Origin of the sequence: Herbaspirillum sp. UBA812, from assembly GCF_002296545.1 — a bacterium.
Taxonomy (GTDB): Bacteria; Pseudomonadota; Gammaproteobacteria; order Burkholderiales; family Burkholderiaceae_D; genus Herbaspirillum; species Herbaspirillum huttiense.
Window position 1 is genome coordinate 24,509 of record NZ_DBIC01000285.1, and the last position, 14,827, is coordinate 39,335.

Sequence of the window (14,827 nt, forward strand, 5' to 3'; positions counted from 1 at the left end):
TCCATGAGCAATTCTTCCAGCCAGCCGCGCCAGCGCCTGATCGTTGCGATCACCGGTGCCACCGGTGCCATCTATGGCATGCGGCTGCTGGAGCATCTGCGCAAGCATGGCCAGGTGGAAACGCACCTGATGGTGTCCGAAGCAGGTGTACTCAACCTGCACCAGGAACTGGACATGCGGCGCAAGGATGTGGAAGCGCTGGCCGATGTGGTGCACAACGTGCGCGATGTCGGCGCCTGCATCGCCAGCGGCTCCTTCGCCTCCACCGGCATGGTGGTGGCGCCCTGTTCGATGAAGACCCTGGCCGCCGTGGCGCATGGTTTGTCCGACAACCTCATCACCCGCGCAGCGGACGTGGTGCTCAAGGAACGCCGCCGGCTGGTGCTGATGGTGCGCGAGACCCCGTTCAATCTGGCCCATCTGCGCAACATGACGTCCGTCACCGAAATGGGCGGCGTGATCTTCCCGCCCCTGCCCGGCTTCTACCAGCGCCCTGCTTCCATGGAAGAGATGGTGGACCACACGCTGGGACGCGTGCTGGACATGTTCGGGATTTCCATGCAGTTGACGCCGGAGTGGCAGGGCATGAAGGGCGGGACCGAGTGATGGACGAGAGGAGGATGGACGACATCACCTCGCACTTTGCGGCCTTGTCGTCCCTCATCCCGCTGCGGCCGATTCGTTCCGACGACGACTATGACCGCGCAGTCGCCACGCTGAATCAATTGCTCGACGCCGGTGCCAGCGATGAACGGCATCCGCTGGCCGACCTGGTCGACACGCTCGGCAGCCTCATTGCCGAATACGATGACAAGCACTTCCCGCTGCAGCAGGTTTCTCCGATAGAGGTCCTGCAATTCCTGATGGAGCAGCATCAGCTGACGCAATCCGACCTCCCGGAGATCGACTCACAAGGTGTGGTCTCCGAGATCCTGCGCGGCAAGCGCGATTTGAATCTGCGCCAGGTCAAGGCACTGACCGAGCGCTTCGGTGTCGGTCCGGCCGTGTTCATCGGCTAGCGCATCTCGCTTTTCAACGCCTCAAAAAAAAATGGCCGCAGCTCATCACTGCGGCCATTTCTTCATCTGGCGAATATAAATCGACTCAACCCCGCCCGATATACGGCATCTTGGTCGCCATCACCGTCATGAACTGCACATTGGCCTCCAGCGGCAGGCTGTCCATGTAGAGGATGGCACGGGCCACGTGTTCGGCATCCATGGTCGGCTCGACCTTGGTCGAGCCATCAGCCTGGAGCGTGCCCTTCTTCATGAGCGTAGTCATGTCGGTGGAGGCATTGCCGATATCGATCTGCCCGCAGGCGATGTCATAGGCGCGGCCATCCAGCGAGGTGGCCTTGGTCAGTCCTGTGATGGCGTGCTTGGTGGCGGTATAAGAGGCCGAGAACGGACGCGGTGCATGCGCCGAGATCGAACCATTGTTGATGATGCGCCCGCCGCGCGGCGACTGGTCCTTCATGATGCGGAAGGCTTCTTGCGTGCAGAGGAAAACGCCGGTCAGATTGATGTCCACCGCCGCCTTCCACTGCTCCACGCTCAGTTCTTCCAGCGACACCGGCGGCGCAAAGATGCCGGCATTGTTGAAGAGCATGTCCAGGCGTCCGAAACGCTCGCGGGTCTTGGCGAAGAGCTGCTTCACCGAGGCCGGATCGGTCACGTCGGCCGCCACCACAAGCGCGTTGGCACCATGTTCGCCGGCCAGCTTGACGGTCTCTTCCAGCGCATCCTGGCGGCGTCCGGCCAGGGCGACGCCATAGCCTTCGCGCAGCAGCGCGAGCGTGATCTGCCGGCCGATGCCGGAACCTGCGCCGGTCACCAGCGCGATACGTTTGGGTGCAGCCATCGTGTGTACTCCTCACTCACTGTAGGTCATGGACGATGCGCATCACGGAGCCATAAAAAAACCGCCCGTGATGCACGGGCGGTTTCACTATAACAAACACGGCGGCGGGCCAGATGAGAGATTTTCAATCCCGCTGGCCGCCGTTCATCTATCGCTCCACTTCATACTGAGGACGACAAGGGCTTGTTCGTATCGATGCCCAATGTACGCGCTGCTTCTTCCAGCCGCGCACGTTCATCCCCCCACACTTCACACAAGGCCGTATAGGCAATCCAGCGCGCATCGATCTCGAAGAAGTCCCGCAAATTCACCCGCGTATCACTACGCCCAAACCCATCCGTCCCCAGCGTCACATAGGGTGCCGGCACGAAGGCGCGAATGCTCTCGGGCAAGGTGCGGATGTAATCGCTGACCGCAATCACGGGAGCCGCGCTGCCCTGCAATTGCGCTGTCACGTAAGGCTCACCATCGCTGCCTGACAAGCGCTGCGCCCGTTGTGCCGCCACGCCATCCCGCGCCAGTTCGGTATAGCTGGTCACGCTCCACACCTCGGCATCGATCTGCCAGTGCTGCTGCAGCAGCGCAGCCGCCGCCACGGCTTCCTTGAGGATCGGACCCGAACCCAGCAGCCGCACTTGCGCCCCGGGCTTGCGACCCAGGCAGTAAATGCCGCGCAGGATGCCATCCTGCACGCCGTCCGGCAGGCTGGGCTGGGCCTCGTTCTCGTTGGTGACGGTGATGTAGTAGAAGACGTCATCGCCGCGTTCCATCATGCGCCGCATGCCCTCATCCAGGATCACCGCCAGCTCATAGGCATAGGCCGGGTCATACGACACACAGTTGGGAATCGATGCCGCCGTCACCAGGCTGTTGCCGTCCTGGTGCTGCAGCCCCTCGCCGCCCAAGGTCGTGCGGCCCGAGGTGGCACCGATCAGGAAGCCGCGCGCACGCTGGTCCGCCGCCGCCCAGATCAGGTCGCCGATGCGCTGGAAACCGAACATCGAATAGTAGATGTAGAACGGCAGCATCGGCGTGCCATGCACCGAATAGGCGGTGGCCGCTGCCGTCCACGAGGAAATCGCTCCCGCCTCGGTGATGCCCTCCTCCAGAATCTGGCCATCCTTGGCCTCGCGATAGTAGAGGATGGAGCCGATATCCTCCGGCTCATACAGCTGCCCCTGCGAGGAATAGATGCCGACCTGGCGGAACAGGTTGGCCATGCCGAAAGTGCGCGCCTCATCGGCCACGATGGGCACCACATACTGGCCAAATTCCTTGTCCTTCAACAGGTTGCCGAGCTGGCGTACCAGCGCCATGGTGGAGGACATTTCCTTGCCGTCGGCTTCCAGCGCGAACTTGCTGTGCGCCTCCAGCGGCGGCACGGTACGCCGTGCATCGCCCGCATGGCGGCGCGGCAGGTAGCCGCCCAGTGCGGCACGGCGTGCATGCAGGTGCTTCATCTCCGGGCTGTCATCAGCCGGCTTGTAGAAAGCCAGCTCACGGCATTGCTCATCGCTCAGCGGCAGTTTGAATCGGTCACGGAATTGCAGCAGGCTTTCCTCATCGAGCTTCTTCTGCTGGTGCGTGGTCATCTTGCCCTCGCCCGCAGCGCCCATGCCGTAACCCTTCTTGGTCTGCGCCAGGATCACCGTCGGCTGGCCGCGATGACTGGCCGCTGCCTGATAGGCCGAGAAGATCTTCTTCATGTCGTGGCCGCCACGGCGCAGGCGATTGATTTCCTCATCGGTGAGGGTGGCACCGATGGCACGCGTGCCCGGTGTCTGGCCGAAGAAATGCTGGCGATTGAACGCGCCATCATTGGCGGCGAAGGTCTGCAATTGCCCGTCCACTGTGCGGTTGAGGGCATCGACCAGTTCGCCGTCCTTGTCACGCGCAAACAGGCCATCCCAGTCCGAGCCCCACAGCAGTTTGATGACGTTCCAGCCGGCACCGGCAAACAGCGTTTCCAGTTCATCGACGATGTGGCCATTGCCGCGTACCGGACCATCGAGGCGCTGCAGGTTGCAGTTGACCACGAAGATCAGATTGTCCAGCTTCTCGCGCGAGGCCAACGAAAGTGCGGCCAGCGATTCGGGCTCATCCATCTCGCCATCGCCGAACACACCCCACACCTTGCGTCCCTGATCCTGCAGCAGGCCGCGATGCTCCATGTAGCGCAGGAAGCGCGCCTGGTAGATGGCATTGATGGGACCGATGCCCATGGAGCCGGTCGGGAACTGCCAGAAATGCGGCATCAGCCAGGGATGCGGATAGGACGACAGCCCCTGCCGCCCCACGCGCTTGGCCTCGATCTCGCGGCGATAGTAGGCCAGGTCTTCTTCGCTCAATGCACCTTCAAGAAACGCGCGCGCGTAGATACCCGGCGCGGAGTGCGGCTGGAAGTAGACGACGTCGCCCGCGAACTGCGCATCGCGCGCACGGAAGAAGTGATTGAAACCGACTTCGAACAGGTCCGCCGCCGAAGCAAAGCTGGCGATGTGCCCGCCCAGCTCACCGTAGGCGCGATTGGCGCGTACCACCATGGCCAGCGCATTCCAGCGCATGATGCTGGCGATGCGTTCCTCGATGGCCTGCGCGTCCGACCCGCCGGGAAAAGGCGGTTCCTGTTCAGGCCGGATGGTGTTGACGTAGGGCGTATTGCGCGCATCGCGCCAGTTCACGCCCCATTGCTGGGCCGCCGCCGACAGCCGCGAGAGCAGGAAGCGCGCGCGTTCCGGGCCGGCTTCGGCCAGCACGCTCTGCAGCGCTTGCAGCCACTCCTGGGTTTCCTGGGCATCGAGGTCGATATCCTTGGGGATATCGCTGTCACTGGGGCGGGACATGTCCACTTCCTGTTCTCCTGTCTGGGCGCGCCGGGCCGCTCGCCTGCAGTCAGCACAAAACGTGCCGGCACTGCAATCGCTGCTATGCAAAGAGACAAAAAGCCGGTAAAACACAGGCCGCGCCATCCGTCTCCCCGCGCCCGACGCCTTTTCGGTCTTGTTGTCGTTGAGGGCTAGCTGTGTGATGGAACCACCGGCTTACGATACGCCGGATGCCCCGGCATGAGTCACTTAAAATTGGAAGTTGCCGTACAATATTCAGCATCCAGTGCTGCGAAACTGAAACTGACAGAATTAAATTTCGATAATGGAACTCGACACCACCGATTTGCGCATCCTGAACATCCTGCAGGAGAACAGTTCGATCAGCAATCTGGAGCTGGCCAGCCGCATCAACCTCTCGCCCTCGCCGACCCTGGCCCGGGTGAAGCGCCTGGAAACCGAAGGCATCATCTCGCGCTATGTGGCGCTGGCCGATCCGCACCTGCTGGGCTTGAAGGTGAACGTATTCGTCAAGGTGATCCTGGAGCGGCAGGGTGCCGAAGCACTGGCCCAGTTCGAGACGGCCGTGAGTGCCTTCGATGAAGTCATGGAAGTCTACCTGATGACCGGCGACGAGGATTATCTGCTGCGCATTGTGGTGCCGGACCTGCTGACGCTGGAGCACTTCATCGTCGACCACCTGACCAAGATCCCCGGCATCAAGAACATCCGCTCCAGCTTTGCGCTCAAGCAGATCAAGTACAAGACCGCCCTGCCCACGCCCAAGATCAAGACGCGGCGCTGAGCTGGGAGCGAAATCGCGCCTGCGCTGCCATGGCGGAAAAAAGGGCCTTGCGGCCCTTTGTTTGTTTTTACGCCAAGCCGCTGCACGCAGTTCAGTGTGAGCGCCCGCCTTGCGGAGAGCCATCTTCCCGGCGCCGCTGCGGATGCCCGGGCAGACCGGCCAGCGCATCGCGCATCACGTCTGCGGACAACGGTGCCGAGGCCTCGCTGACATCGCACCAGCGCTCCACCATCTCCACCACACACTGCGCATAGTGTTCGCCATCGACCGGCTTGGGCAGGTATTCGGTCGCGCCGGCGGCCAGCGCCTCGCGCTCGCCCTCGGTTTCGTAGGAAGGGAAGACCACCACCGGCGCATCAGCCAGATGCTTGCTGGCACGCAACTCGCGCAGCAGCTGCAGGCCCTCGCCGCATTCCATGTCGGACTCCAGCAGGATCAGGCTGGGCGCAATGTCATCGCCCTGGCGGCGTCCCTGCAGCAGGCAGCGACGCGCCGTGGCCAGGTCAGGACACGCACGGAAGGCGCAATGCAACCCGGCACGCCACAAGGCGAAGCGCGCCAGTTCTGCGGCCTCCTGGCTGGGGTCGATCATGATGATGCTGGGAAAGCTCATGCTGCGGGGGGACAGTCCTGTAAGAAGTGCACAAGCCATGGAATGGCTACACCAAACGTTTTACAGGAGTGATGACCACTGCGGCATCGGGAAATTCCTGACCGCCGCCAATCTGCTGGCTGACGCGCCGTCAGGATTTCCCCGATCGCCAGCCCCGCACAGGATGGCTACAGTGACAACCTCAATGATCCGCTCCACCCGGATCCGCCCATCTCCGCACCAAGGAAGCCCCCGCCGATGCTGCCGTTTGCCAAAGTCCGAGTCCCAGTCCCCACTGCCTTGCTGGGCAAGGTCGAGCTGTATGTCAGCAGCTGCACCCGCATCATCACCGGGCGTTCCGATGCCATGCAGGACTGGGCGAGCCTCAACGCCAGTCCGCGCAAGGTGCTGGAGTGGTTCGCCACGGCAGGTTTCGCAGCCAGCGGAGAAGCAGCGGCGCTGGCACCTTTCCAGCCGTGCGCTGCGCGCCTGGCCAGCCTGGACCAGCTCAAGCATCGCGTCCGCCCCGCGCTGGCGATGCCGCGCTTCTGGCAGCTCGACGGCAGCAACTATGGCTTCGATGCCAGCCCGCACCTGTCCTATTGGCTCGCTGTGAACGAAGCTTCCTTCGTCCCGCTGCTGGTGCCCACGCACCAGATGGCGCACTTTTCGCGCGCTCTGGTGGCGTGAAGTTTCTTCCCGTTTTTTGACCGGCACTATTTCAAGGGCAGGTAGATATCCGTCAGCAGCTCGCCCGGCGGCGTATCGGGCAGCAGGTTGAGGTAGTGGAAGTACAGCGGGAAATCCCGCAGCTCCTCGCCGCTCTCCGGCAGCCACTGGCGATAGAGCGGATAGATGCTCTCACCCAGCCGGTCATGCGCGCCCGCATGCCGCACGCGCGCGCAACGTCCGCCGGGAATCAGGAAGGCCTCCACGCCTTGTGGATTGTCCGGCACCTCACCTTCCACCTCGCCACAGATGCCGAAGCGGAATTGCTCCGGGGGTGTGGTGTCAGGATTGTCCCAGGCCAGACCGAAGGTACGGCAGCGCTCCACCGGTGACAGGCCCGTGGCCTTGCGCCAGTCGATGAACTGCCCGACGGTGCCATTGAGCTGATTGACGGGACCGCGATGCGTGAGCATGGCGATGCGGATGGATTCGACGTTGACGATCTCGACTTGCACGTCCACTTTCCTTTCAGGGATGCGGAACACGAAACGCTCGTTCCAGGAGGGCCAGTCGGGTGTGCGCCGGAACTGCGAGGGCGACTGGCCGAAGGCACTCCTGAAAGCGCGCGTAAACGATTCCGGATTTTCGAAACCGGCTTCGAGGGCGATGTCGATGATGCGCCGCTGCGGCTGGAAGGCCAGTTGCAGGCTGGCATGCTTCAGGCGCATCAGCAGGATGTAACGCGCCACCCCGACGCCGGTGAAATCGGCAAATTGCCGCTGGAAATGGAACCGCGAAAAATGCGCGACGGCCGCCAGCTGCTCCATCTCCAGGGGCGTATGGAGATGCGCCTCGATATGGTCGAGCACACGCTCGAATCGGGCTTGATAGCGGGCCTGGCTGCTGGTTTTGCGGTCGTCGTTCATCGGTTCCTCGGTTCACGGGACGTACTGTGCAAGAAAGCGCGCCACAAATCCTGACCGAAATTGCGCATCGTCATCAGAACCTCTGGCAGTCTTGATGGCCGTCATGTTAAAACACGGGCTTCGTCGCGTTCCGCCTTGATATCCAATGCCTTCCGCTCTCCTCTTGATGCTGGCGATCTGCAGCGTCTGGTTGCCCGCTCTGCCCTTGCCTGCTGGCCGATCCCTCGCGCCGTGGCTGCCGCTGCTGGGGCTGGCCCTCGCGCTGGGACTGCATGACGGCCAACTCGATGCCATCGCCGTCGCGGGCATCGTCCTGTTGGGCTACGCTGCCCGGGGTACGACCCATGCGCCACACGCATGGCAACGCCGCAGTCTGCTGGCGCTCACACTGTTGCTCGCGCTGCTGCTGGCCTTGCATCGCTGGCCCGGTTTCCACAATGTGCTGGTGATCCCGTCAGCGGCCATCACTGCGGATGCGCGGCCCTTCATGCTGTTCGCCAATCTCGACAAAGGGAGTGCCGGACTGCTGTTGCTGGCGCTGCTGGCACCCCGCTGCCATGCGTGGCGGGAATGGCGCGAGAGCATCGCCAGGACGCTGCTGCCGGGCATCGCGACGATCGTGCTGGTGATGGGCGTGGGCTGGTTCACAGGTATGGTCAAACCGGCACTGAAGTGGCCCGTCTTCACGGTGGAGTTCCTGGCCATCAACCTGCTGTTGACCGTGGTGGCCGAGGAAGCCTTCTTCCGAGGCGTGATCCAGCAGCGTCTGCAATCCGCCTTGCAGGGGATGCGTGGCGGTAGCGGACTGGCGCTGATGGCGTCGGCATTGCTCTTCGGCGCCGCGCATCTCGAGGGCGGCATGACCTATGCGACGATTGCCGGGCTGGCCGGCCTCGGCTATGCGTGGGTGTTCCAGCGCAGCGGACGGATCGAGGCACCGATCCTGCTGCATTTCACGCTCAATGCGGTGCACTTCCTCGCGTTCACCTATCCGGCGCTGGCCTGAGTCACGCTCGCCTCACGGCGCGATCCACTGCCCCTGCCATTGATCCTGCGCGCGCAAGAAGCGGGCACGGCGATGCTGGTCCGGCGTCAGGTCCAGCCATTCGATGCGCTCCAGCCGCACTTCCACCAGCGCAAAATTCTCGACACCATCGCTGCTGACGTGCGGCTGCACGTGAGCGTCTTCCGGTTGCGCAACAGGCGTGCCGGGGGCATGCGGTGTCTTGTAAAGGATCAGCGTGTGTGGCCGGGCCCCCGTCCACATGGCGCGCACGCGGGCCGCATCCTGCACCACCTGAGCCACGCCGTTGACGCGCAGTTGCAGATGGCGCTCCAGGTCCACGGCCAGCATGGACACCCGCCCGTCGGCACGAATCTCGGCCAGTTTGGGAGAGCGCAGATCGGTGTGAAAGCACAGCGACCCGGCAGTCGCATCCGCCTCGCGCAGGACGATGGAACGCAACTGGGGCGTGCCATCCAGGCCCAGCGTGGCCAGTTGCCAGATGGTAAACGGCGAGCGCGTCGGGCTGGCACCGCGACGCAGTTCGTCCCAGATCAGGGAGTGGAGCTCAGGCAAGTTCAGGTTGAAGTTCATGGCGCCATTGTAGGGCCTGGCGCATGCAATCGATTTCAGGGCAGCGCGAATCGCGTGTCAATCGCGGGACGACATGCTCATGTCAGGCCGGCGTCAGTGCATTGTCAGAGCGCTGTGCCACCATGAATCTCCACCCGCATCACCCATCGCAGTCCGGATCGCAGTCCATCGCAGCACGTCAGCCCCGCAGCACGGCGGGAACACACGGAGCCTGGCATGAAACTCTCCTGGTCGCCCAAACAGATTGCCCTGTCCGCACCTCTTGATGCCGGGCAAGTCCGGCTCCAATTCCACGCACGCTCCTTGCGCCTGCAAGCTCACGCTCGGACCTGGCTCATCCTGCTGGCCTGCGCCCTGCTGTCGGCACTGGCGCGCGCACTGGGCATGGGCTATCCCGGCAGCATCGTCGCCGCCTGGGCCGGCGCCTGTTGCTATGCCCAGGCCGCGCTCTACCTGATGCGCGGCCATTGTTGGCGCCTGCTCGAGCGCCGGCGCAATGAGGGGGCCGAAGCTGCCGATCTCACGCTCTCCCAATGACAACGCCCGCTTGCGCGGGCGTCATCGTTGCTTGCTGAAACCGGGCCGCGGCGAATCAGAATGCGCCGACGTAGTTCTCCGCCAGTGCCGTCGACAGCGCGCGCGAGTTGACCACGTTCTCCAGTTCGGCGCGCTGGATCTGGCGCTGGAAGGGCGAGGCATCGTCGAAGGTATGCAGCATGCTGGTCATCCACCACGAGAAATACTCGGCACGCCAGATGCGCTTCAAGGCTTGCTCGGTGTAGGACGAGAGACCTTCCTCGCTGGCACTGCGATAGAAATCCTCGATGCCCTGGGCCAGACGTTTCACGTCACCCACCGCCAGGTTCAAACCCTTCGCGCCAGTGGGCGGCACGATGTGCGCGGCATCACCGGCCAGGAACAGGCGGCCATGCTGCATCGGCGTAGAGACGAAACTGCGCATGCCGATGATGCCCTTCTGGAAGATCTTGCCTTCCTTGACGCGCCAGCCGTCGCCGTTTTCCAGGCGGGTATGGAATTCATTCCAGATGCGGTCATCGCTCCAGTTGTCCACGCTGTCCTTGGGATCGCACTGGAAATACAGGCGCTGCACCGTCGGCGAGCGCGTGCTGATGAGCACGAAGCCGCGATCATGCTGGGCATAGATCAGTTCGTCCGACGACGGCGGCGCTTCCACCAGCACGCCGAACCAGCCGAAGGGATAGATGCGCTGGTAATCCTGGCGGCGGCTTTCCGGAATGGCAGGACGCGAGACGCCATGGAAGCCGTCGCAACCGGCGATGAAATCCGCCTCCAGCGTATGCTGCTCGCCCTCGTGCATGAAGCGCACGCGCGGCTTGCTGGTCTCGACGCCTTCGATGCTGGTGCCGCTCACACCGAACAGCAATTGCCCTTGCGCGGCCAGGCGTGCCGCCACCAGGTCCTTGATCACTTCGTGCTGGGCATAGACGGTGATGGCCTTGCCGGTCAGTTCGGTGAGGTCGATGCGATGGCGGCGGCCACCGAAGGCCAGCTCGATGCCGTGATGCAGCGCGCCTTCGCGCTTCATGCGCTCGCCCACGCCGGTCTCGTTGAGGATGTCCATGGTGCCTTGTTCCAGCACGCCGGCACGGATGGTGGATTCGATGTCTTCGCGGGTGCGGGTTTCCAGCACGACCGATTCGATGCCCTTCAGGTGCAGCAGGTGGGACAGCAACAAACCGGCCGGGCCGGCGCCGATGATGGCGACTTGGGTACGCATGATGGAGGTCTCCGTGTAAAGGTCAGGCACCGTTATCGTTCCCGGCGCGCAATGGCGCGAGCCCGAAGCGGGTGGCAGTTGATCTGTTCTTGTTCTTGGTGTGAGAAGAATCTTAGACGGTGGTGTTCGGATAAAAAATGGATGATCCCGCCAATTACTTGTACTATTTTTACAGAGCACAACCATGCCACCCCCTCGCAACGCACAGGATGGAGACCCTATGCCCTTACCGCGAAGCAAACCCCGCACCAGCGATGTACCGCAATTCTCCTTGTATGGCGAGGCTTCCCGACCGGAAGATGCGGAGTCGGTGCACATCGAACTGATCGAGACGCGCAGCCGCGTGCACGACTGGCATATTGCACCGCACACCCATGCAGGACTTTTTCAGGTACTTTTTTTAATGTCCGGGCACGTCAGTGCCTTGATGGAAGAAGAGATCTGGGAAGTCGATGGTCCGGTGGTCATCACCATCCATCCTTCCCTGGTGCACGGTTTCGATTTCTCGGAGCAGGCTGTGGGATTCGTGCTGACGGTGGATCCACACGTGGTGTTTTCGGCAGGCAGTAGCGAGGGGCATGGCGAATTGTTCTCCCCCTTGTTCCTGCGCCCGATGGCCATCGAACTGGGGCGCGTACCGGAACTGCGTGAACGCATGGAGACGCTGCTGCGCCTGCTGATTGCCGAATCGGCCGCACCGCGTACCGGCCACACACTGATGCTGGAATGGCTGGCGCGCAGCGTCATGCTCTTGCTGGTGCGGCTGGAAGCGGATCATCGCTCGGCGGAATTGTCCGGACGCGGCGACTTTGAATTGTTCAGCCGTTTTCGCGCACTGGTGGAGCAGCATTTCAAGGAGCAATGGCAGGTGGCGGTGTATGCGGACAAACTGCGCATCACCCCCAGCCGCCTCAATCGCCTGTGCCTGAAGCTGGCCGGGCATTCGGCCTTCGACCTGGCGCAGCAGCGATTGATCCTGGAGGCTTGCCGCAAGCTGACCTATGTGCCCTCAGGCATTTCGACGATTGCCTATGAACTGGGCTTTCAGGATCCGGCGTATTTCAGCCGGCTTTTCAAGCGGCACATGGGGGTGACACCCAAGGAATATCGGCGCACGCATGTGGAAGAATAAATGTGCCGGTGTGCCGTTTCCGACGTTGGCGCAAAAACGAAAACCGGTGCCCCATCTTCGAAAGTCAGCCAAGCCTCACAGCAGCGCTCCCAGCTCCACCTGGATCTTCAGCATGGCCGGCAGGCAGCGTTCCACCATGTCTTCCAGTTTCATGCGGGCCGCATGCACGCTGATGTTCATCGCCGCCACCACCTCGCCACGGAAGTTGCGCACCGGCACGGCCATGGTGCGCAAGCCCAGCTCCAGTTCCTGGTCCACCAGGGCATAACCCTGTGCGCGGGCACGGGCAATTTCCAGTCCCAGTCGTTCGACGTCGGTGATGGTGTGGGCCGTGATGGCCTCCGGCTGGGCACGCGCGAGGATGGCATCGAGCTGCGCCGGCGGCAGGTTGGCCAGCAGGATGCGGCCATTGGCGGTGCAATAGGCCGGCACCCGCGTGCCGGGCTGCAAGGTGGTCGACACCAGTTGCCCCGCGCTCACCGCCGCCACGCATACCAGCTGGTCGTGATCGAGCACCCCGCAGGAGGCCGCCTCCCCAAGCGAATAGGCCAGCCGGTACAGCAGCGGCTGCACGATGCGCGGCAGCCGCGCCGAATGCAGGTAGGACTGGCCCAGCCGCAGCACCATGGGCGTGAGCGAGAAGGTCTTGTTGTCGTGCCGCATGTAGCCCAGGTGCGTGAGCGTGATGAGATAGCGGCGCGCGGCGGCGCGGGTCAGGCCCGTCAGTTGCGCCACCTCGGCGATGGTCAGGCGCGAGCGCTCCTGATCAAACGCTTCGATGACCTGCAGGCCCTTTTCCAGACCGGCGACCAGATCACGTTTGAGAGGGCCGTCTGCGCCCTCTTCCGCTTCTTCGATGTGTTCTTGCTGCATGTTTCCCTGCCCTGTGGATAAAACAAGCTGGTGCGCACCGTTTTCCGTTCGCTGCAGAAAATCGGCCATTTGTGCGATTCTCGCACAAAGCGGGCGCATGGCGGATATGCTGCGCTGCGTTGGCCTTGAGAGCGGCGATCTGCTTGCCTACTATCTGTCCACACCCAAGCACGGCGCGCCATTCGCCCATTCCGGCAGGCAAGGAAACCGAAGACGACGCCGCATTCACCCCGTCGACCTGAGGAGACCTCATGCAATTCGATGCCATCGAACCCGGTGTCTATCCGGAACTGATCTATCCCCCGTACAAGTCCACCGCCAAGCGCGGTCCCACGCAAGCGCCGCTGCGCGTGCGCGACGAGACCGCCACCAACACCAACCTGTTCGCCTCGCCCAAGCTGATCCTGCCGCACGACATGGACCTGACCGCGCAGGGCAAGGGCGAGCCGCTGGGCGAGAAGATCGTCGTCACCGGCCGCGTGCTCGATGAAGACGGCAAGCCGGTGCGCAACTCGCTGCTGGAAGTCTGGCAATGCAATGCCGCCGGCCGCTATTTCCACAAGAAGGACCAGCACGATGCGCCGCTGGACCCGAACTTCACCGGCTTCGGCAAGATGCTCACCGATGACAATGGCCGCTATCGCTTCGTCTCCATCAAGCCCGGCCCGTATCCCTGGGGCAATCACCACAAGGCCTGGCGTCCGGCGCACATCCACTTCTCGCTGTTCGGCAACGTCTATGCGCAGCGCCTGGTGACGCAGATGTATTTCCCCAATGATCCGCTGTTCGCCTATGACCCGATCTTCCAGAGCATCCCTGACGAAGCCGCCCGCCAGCGCCTGATTTCGCGCTTCTCGCTGGAGGAGACGGTGGATGACAAGATGCTGGGCTATGAATTCGACATCGTCCTGCGCGGCCGCAACGCCACGCCCATGGGCATCTGAACACAAGGCAGGAGACCACATGAGCAACATCACCACTTCGCAAACCATCGGTCCCTTCCCGCATGAAGCCTGGGCCTGGGCCGTGGAACTGACTTCGCGCGTGGAGAGCAGCGCGCCGCAGGTCAAGATCAAGGGCGCCATCATCGATGGCGACGGCGTCCCCATCAATGACGCCTGGGCCGAAGCCTGGCTGCCGGGCAGCGCTGCGGCAGAAACTTCACACGCCATTCCCGGATATCGCCGGGTGCCCACCAATGAAGAGGGCGGGTTCACATTTTCGATTTCGCAGCCGCAGGCGCCGGCCGGCAAGCCGGTGGCTTACGTGACCGTGTTTGCACGCGGGCTGGTCAAGCACCAGTTCACGGCCGTCTTCCTGGAAGATGATCCGGCGCTGGCGCAATCGGCACTGCTTGAGCAGGTCCCGGCTGACCGCCGCCACACCCTGATCGCCCGCAAGCAAGCCGATGGCAGCTACCTGTGGAATATTCACATGCAGGGCGCCAGCGAGACGGTATTCTTCGACTACACCTGAACGCCCGTTACGGCGTGACGACCCTGAGGATCCGCAGGCTTTGGCCTGCCGGATCCCGTTTGCGTTGGATCGCGCCGGACGGGCAAGCAATGGAGACTTCATGAGCGTTTCGATCTTCGACAGCTTCCTCACCACTTCCGACATGATTGCGGTGTTCGACGACCAGGCGGTGGTACAAGCCATGCTGCGCTTCGAACAAGTCCTGGCCGAGGCCGAAGCCGCCGAGGGCATCATCCCCGAGGCCGCCGCGCGCGCCATCGCCAGCGTATGCCGCGCCCCGCTCTATGACATCAATGCCTTGATCGTCGCC

General features: G+C 63.0%; 16 protein-coding genes and 1 pseudogene. 10 read left to right on the plus strand and 7 right to left on the minus strand.

Annotated elements, in window-relative coordinates:
* Nucleotides 1–3 precede the first annotated feature (3 nt).
* Together B3873_RS19675 and B3873_RS19680 are read left to right on the plus strand one after the other, a co-directional pair.
* Nucleotides 4–606, plus strand: coding sequence for a UbiX family flavin prenyltransferase (locus B3873_RS19675; protein WP_286868444.1), 603 nt, complete (start codon nt 4–6; stop codon nt 604–606).
* Between the two features lie 14 nt (nt 607–620).
* A complete protein-coding gene (locus B3873_RS19680; RefSeq protein ID WP_286868447.1) occupies nt 621–1,019 on the plus strand; it encodes a helix-turn-helix domain-containing protein in 399 nt (132 codons plus the stop codon).
* Nucleotides 1,020–1,104: 85 nt separating this feature from the next.
* On the opposite strand, the gene B3873_RS19685 is transcribed toward B3873_RS19680, so the two are convergent.
* Nucleotides 1,105–1,863: an SDR family oxidoreductase gene (locus B3873_RS19685; RefSeq protein ID WP_088756088.1), complete on the minus strand. Its 759-nt coding sequence runs from the start codon at nt 1,861–1,863 to the stop codon at nt 1,105–1,107.
* Nucleotides 1,864–2,024: 161 nt separating this feature from the next.
* Nucleotides 2,025–4,706: an alpha-ketoglutarate dehydrogenase gene (gene mdeB, locus B3873_RS19690; RefSeq protein ID WP_286868452.1), complete on the minus strand. Its 2,682-nt coding sequence runs from the start codon at nt 4,704–4,706 to the stop codon at nt 2,025–2,027.
* Nucleotides 4,707–5,013: 307 nt separating this feature from the next.
* On the opposite strand from mdeB, the gene B3873_RS19695 reads away from it, so the two are divergent.
* On the plus strand, nt 5,014–5,493 hold the full coding sequence (locus B3873_RS19695) for an Lrp/AsnC family transcriptional regulator (protein ID WP_006461679.1): 480 nt from the start codon (nt 5,014–5,016) through the stop codon (nt 5,491–5,493).
* A gap of 91 nt (nt 5,494–5,584) precedes the next feature.
* Here the strand turns inward: B3873_RS19695 and B3873_RS19700 are convergent, their stop codons facing one another.
* Complete coding sequence (locus tag B3873_RS19700) at nt 5,585–6,106, minus strand: response regulator (RefSeq protein ID WP_286868460.1); 522 nt, start codon at nt 6,104–6,106, stop codon at nt 5,585–5,587.
* A gap of 237 nt (nt 6,107–6,343) precedes the next feature.
* Between B3873_RS19700 and B3873_RS19705 the strand changes: the two genes are divergently transcribed.
* Nucleotides 6,344–6,775, plus strand: a complete 432-nt coding sequence (locus B3873_RS19705) for a hypothetical protein (RefSeq protein ID WP_039784030.1) — start codon at nt 6,344–6,346, stop codon at nt 6,773–6,775.
* A 26-nt stretch (nt 6,776–6,801) separates the two neighbouring features.
* On the opposite strand, the gene B3873_RS19710 is transcribed toward B3873_RS19705, so the two are convergent.
* The gene (locus B3873_RS19710) at nt 6,802–7,680 is read right to left on the minus strand and encodes an AraC family transcriptional regulator (protein ID WP_286868465.1); all 879 of its coding nucleotides are present in this window, start codon (nt 7,678–7,680) and stop codon (nt 6,802–6,804) included.
* Between the two features lie 145 nt (nt 7,681–7,825).
* Here B3873_RS19710 and B3873_RS19715 point away from each other — a divergent pair, with 145 nt between their 5' ends.
* On the plus strand, nt 7,826–8,686 hold the full coding sequence (locus tag B3873_RS19715) for a CPBP family intramembrane glutamic endopeptidase (RefSeq protein WP_286868467.1): 861 nt from the start codon (nt 7,826–7,828) through the stop codon (nt 8,684–8,686).
* A 12-nt stretch (nt 8,687–8,698) separates the two neighbouring features.
* Here B3873_RS19715 and B3873_RS19720 read toward each other — a convergent pair whose 3' ends face one another.
* The gene (locus tag B3873_RS19720) at nt 8,699–9,277 is read right to left on the minus strand and encodes a pyridoxamine 5'-phosphate oxidase family protein (protein WP_286868471.1); all 579 of its coding nucleotides are present in this window, start codon (nt 9,275–9,277) and stop codon (nt 8,699–8,701) included.
* 216 nt (nt 9,278–9,493) lie between these two features.
* Here B3873_RS19720 and B3873_RS19725 point away from each other — a divergent pair, with 216 nt between their 5' ends.
* Nucleotides 9,494–9,814: a hypothetical protein gene (locus tag B3873_RS19725; protein ID WP_286868474.1), complete on the plus strand. Its 321-nt coding sequence runs from the start codon at nt 9,494–9,496 to the stop codon at nt 9,812–9,814.
* Between the two features lie 55 nt (nt 9,815–9,869).
* On the opposite strand, the gene B3873_RS19730 is transcribed toward B3873_RS19725, so the two are convergent.
* Nucleotides 9,870–11,036, minus strand: coding sequence for a 4-hydroxybenzoate 3-monooxygenase (locus tag B3873_RS19730; RefSeq protein ID WP_286868477.1), 1,167 nt, complete (start codon nt 11,034–11,036; stop codon nt 9,870–9,872).
* Nucleotides 11,037–11,256: 220 nt separating this feature from the next.
* On the opposite strand from B3873_RS19730, the gene B3873_RS19735 reads away from it, so the two are divergent.
* Complete coding sequence (locus B3873_RS19735; protein ID WP_209535198.1) at nt 11,257–12,168, plus strand: helix-turn-helix domain-containing protein; 912 nt, start codon at nt 11,257–11,259, stop codon at nt 12,166–12,168.
* A 75-nt stretch (nt 12,169–12,243) separates the two neighbouring features.
* Here the strand turns inward: B3873_RS19735 and B3873_RS19740 are convergent, their stop codons facing one another.
* On the minus strand, nt 12,244–13,041 hold the full coding sequence (locus B3873_RS19740; RefSeq protein ID WP_039784023.1) for an IclR family transcriptional regulator domain-containing protein: 798 nt from the start codon (nt 13,039–13,041) through the stop codon (nt 12,244–12,246).
* Between the two features lie 251 nt (nt 13,042–13,292).
* Between B3873_RS19740 and pcaH the strand changes: the two genes are divergently transcribed.
* The 3 genes and pseudogenes from pcaH to B3873_RS19755 all read left to right on the plus strand — a co-directional run.
* Nucleotides 13,293–13,985 (plus strand): protocatechuate 3,4-dioxygenase subunit beta, encoded by a 693-nt coding sequence (pcaH, locus tag B3873_RS19745; RefSeq protein ID WP_039784021.1) that lies wholly within the window; start codon nt 13,293–13,295, stop codon nt 13,983–13,985.
* A gap of 19 nt (nt 13,986–14,004) precedes the next feature.
* Nucleotides 14,005–14,517 carry a protocatechuate 3,4-dioxygenase gene (locus B3873_RS19750; protein WP_034336162.1) on the plus strand — a complete coding sequence of 171 codons (513 nt, stop codon included), beginning with the start codon at nt 14,005–14,007 and terminating at the stop codon, nt 14,515–14,517.
* Nucleotides 14,518–14,617: 100 nt separating this feature from the next.
* A pseudogene (locus tag B3873_RS19755) lies at nt 14,618–14,827 on the plus strand (3-carboxy-cis,cis-muconate cycloisomerase); the annotation flags it as partial.

Excerpts from the sequence above, each read along its gene's own strand:
- mdeB (WP_286868452.1), bottom strand. The coding sequence starts at position 4,706 with ATGTCCCGCCCCAGTGACAGCGATATCCCCAAGGATATCGACCTCGAT.
- B3873_RS19735 (WP_209535198.1), top strand. The coding sequence starts at position 11,257 with ATGCCCTTACCGCGAAGCAAACCCCGCACCAGCGATGTACCGCAATTC.
- B3873_RS19700 (WP_286868460.1), bottom strand. The coding sequence starts at position 6,106 with ATGAGCTTTCCCAGCATCATCATGATCGACCCCAGCCAGGAGGCCGCA.
- B3873_RS19685 (WP_088756088.1), bottom strand. The coding sequence starts at position 1,863 with ATGGCTGCACCCAAACGTATCGCGCTGGTGACCGGCGCAGGTTCCGGC.
- B3873_RS19725 (WP_286868474.1), top strand. The coding sequence starts at position 9,494 with ATGAAACTCTCCTGGTCGCCCAAACAGATTGCCCTGTCCGCACCTCTT.
- B3873_RS19740 (WP_039784023.1), bottom strand. The coding sequence starts at position 13,041 with ATGCAGCAAGAACACATCGAAGAAGCGGAAGAGGGCGCAGACGGCCCT.
- B3873_RS19705 (WP_039784030.1), top strand. The coding sequence starts at position 6,344 with ATGCTGCCGTTTGCCAAAGTCCGAGTCCCAGTCCCCACTGCCTTGCTG.
- B3873_RS19715 (WP_286868467.1), top strand. The coding sequence starts at position 7,826 with ATGCCTTCCGCTCTCCTCTTGATGCTGGCGATCTGCAGCGTCTGGTTG.
- B3873_RS19730 (WP_286868477.1), bottom strand. The coding sequence starts at position 11,036 with ATGCGTACCCAAGTCGCCATCATCGGCGCCGGCCCGGCCGGTTTGTTG.
- B3873_RS19680 (WP_286868447.1), top strand. The coding sequence starts at position 621 with ATGGACGACATCACCTCGCACTTTGCGGCCTTGTCGTCCCTCATCCCG.
- B3873_RS19710 (WP_286868465.1), bottom strand. The coding sequence starts at position 7,680 with ATGAACGACGACCGCAAAACCAGCAGCCAGGCCCGCTATCAAGCCCGA.
- B3873_RS19675 (WP_286868444.1), top strand. The coding sequence starts at position 4 with ATGAGCAATTCTTCCAGCCAGCCGCGCCAGCGCCTGATCGTTGCGATC.
- B3873_RS19720 (WP_286868471.1), bottom strand. The coding sequence starts at position 9,277 with ATGAACTTCAACCTGAACTTGCCTGAGCTCCACTCCCTGATCTGGGAC.
- B3873_RS19750 (WP_034336162.1), top strand. The coding sequence starts at position 14,005 with ATGAGCAACATCACCACTTCGCAAACCATCGGTCCCTTCCCGCATGAA.
- pcaH (WP_039784021.1), top strand. The coding sequence starts at position 13,293 with ATGCAATTCGATGCCATCGAACCCGGTGTCTATCCGGAACTGATCTAT.
- B3873_RS19695 (WP_006461679.1), top strand. The coding sequence starts at position 5,014 with ATGGAACTCGACACCACCGATTTGCGCATCCTGAACATCCTGCAGGAG.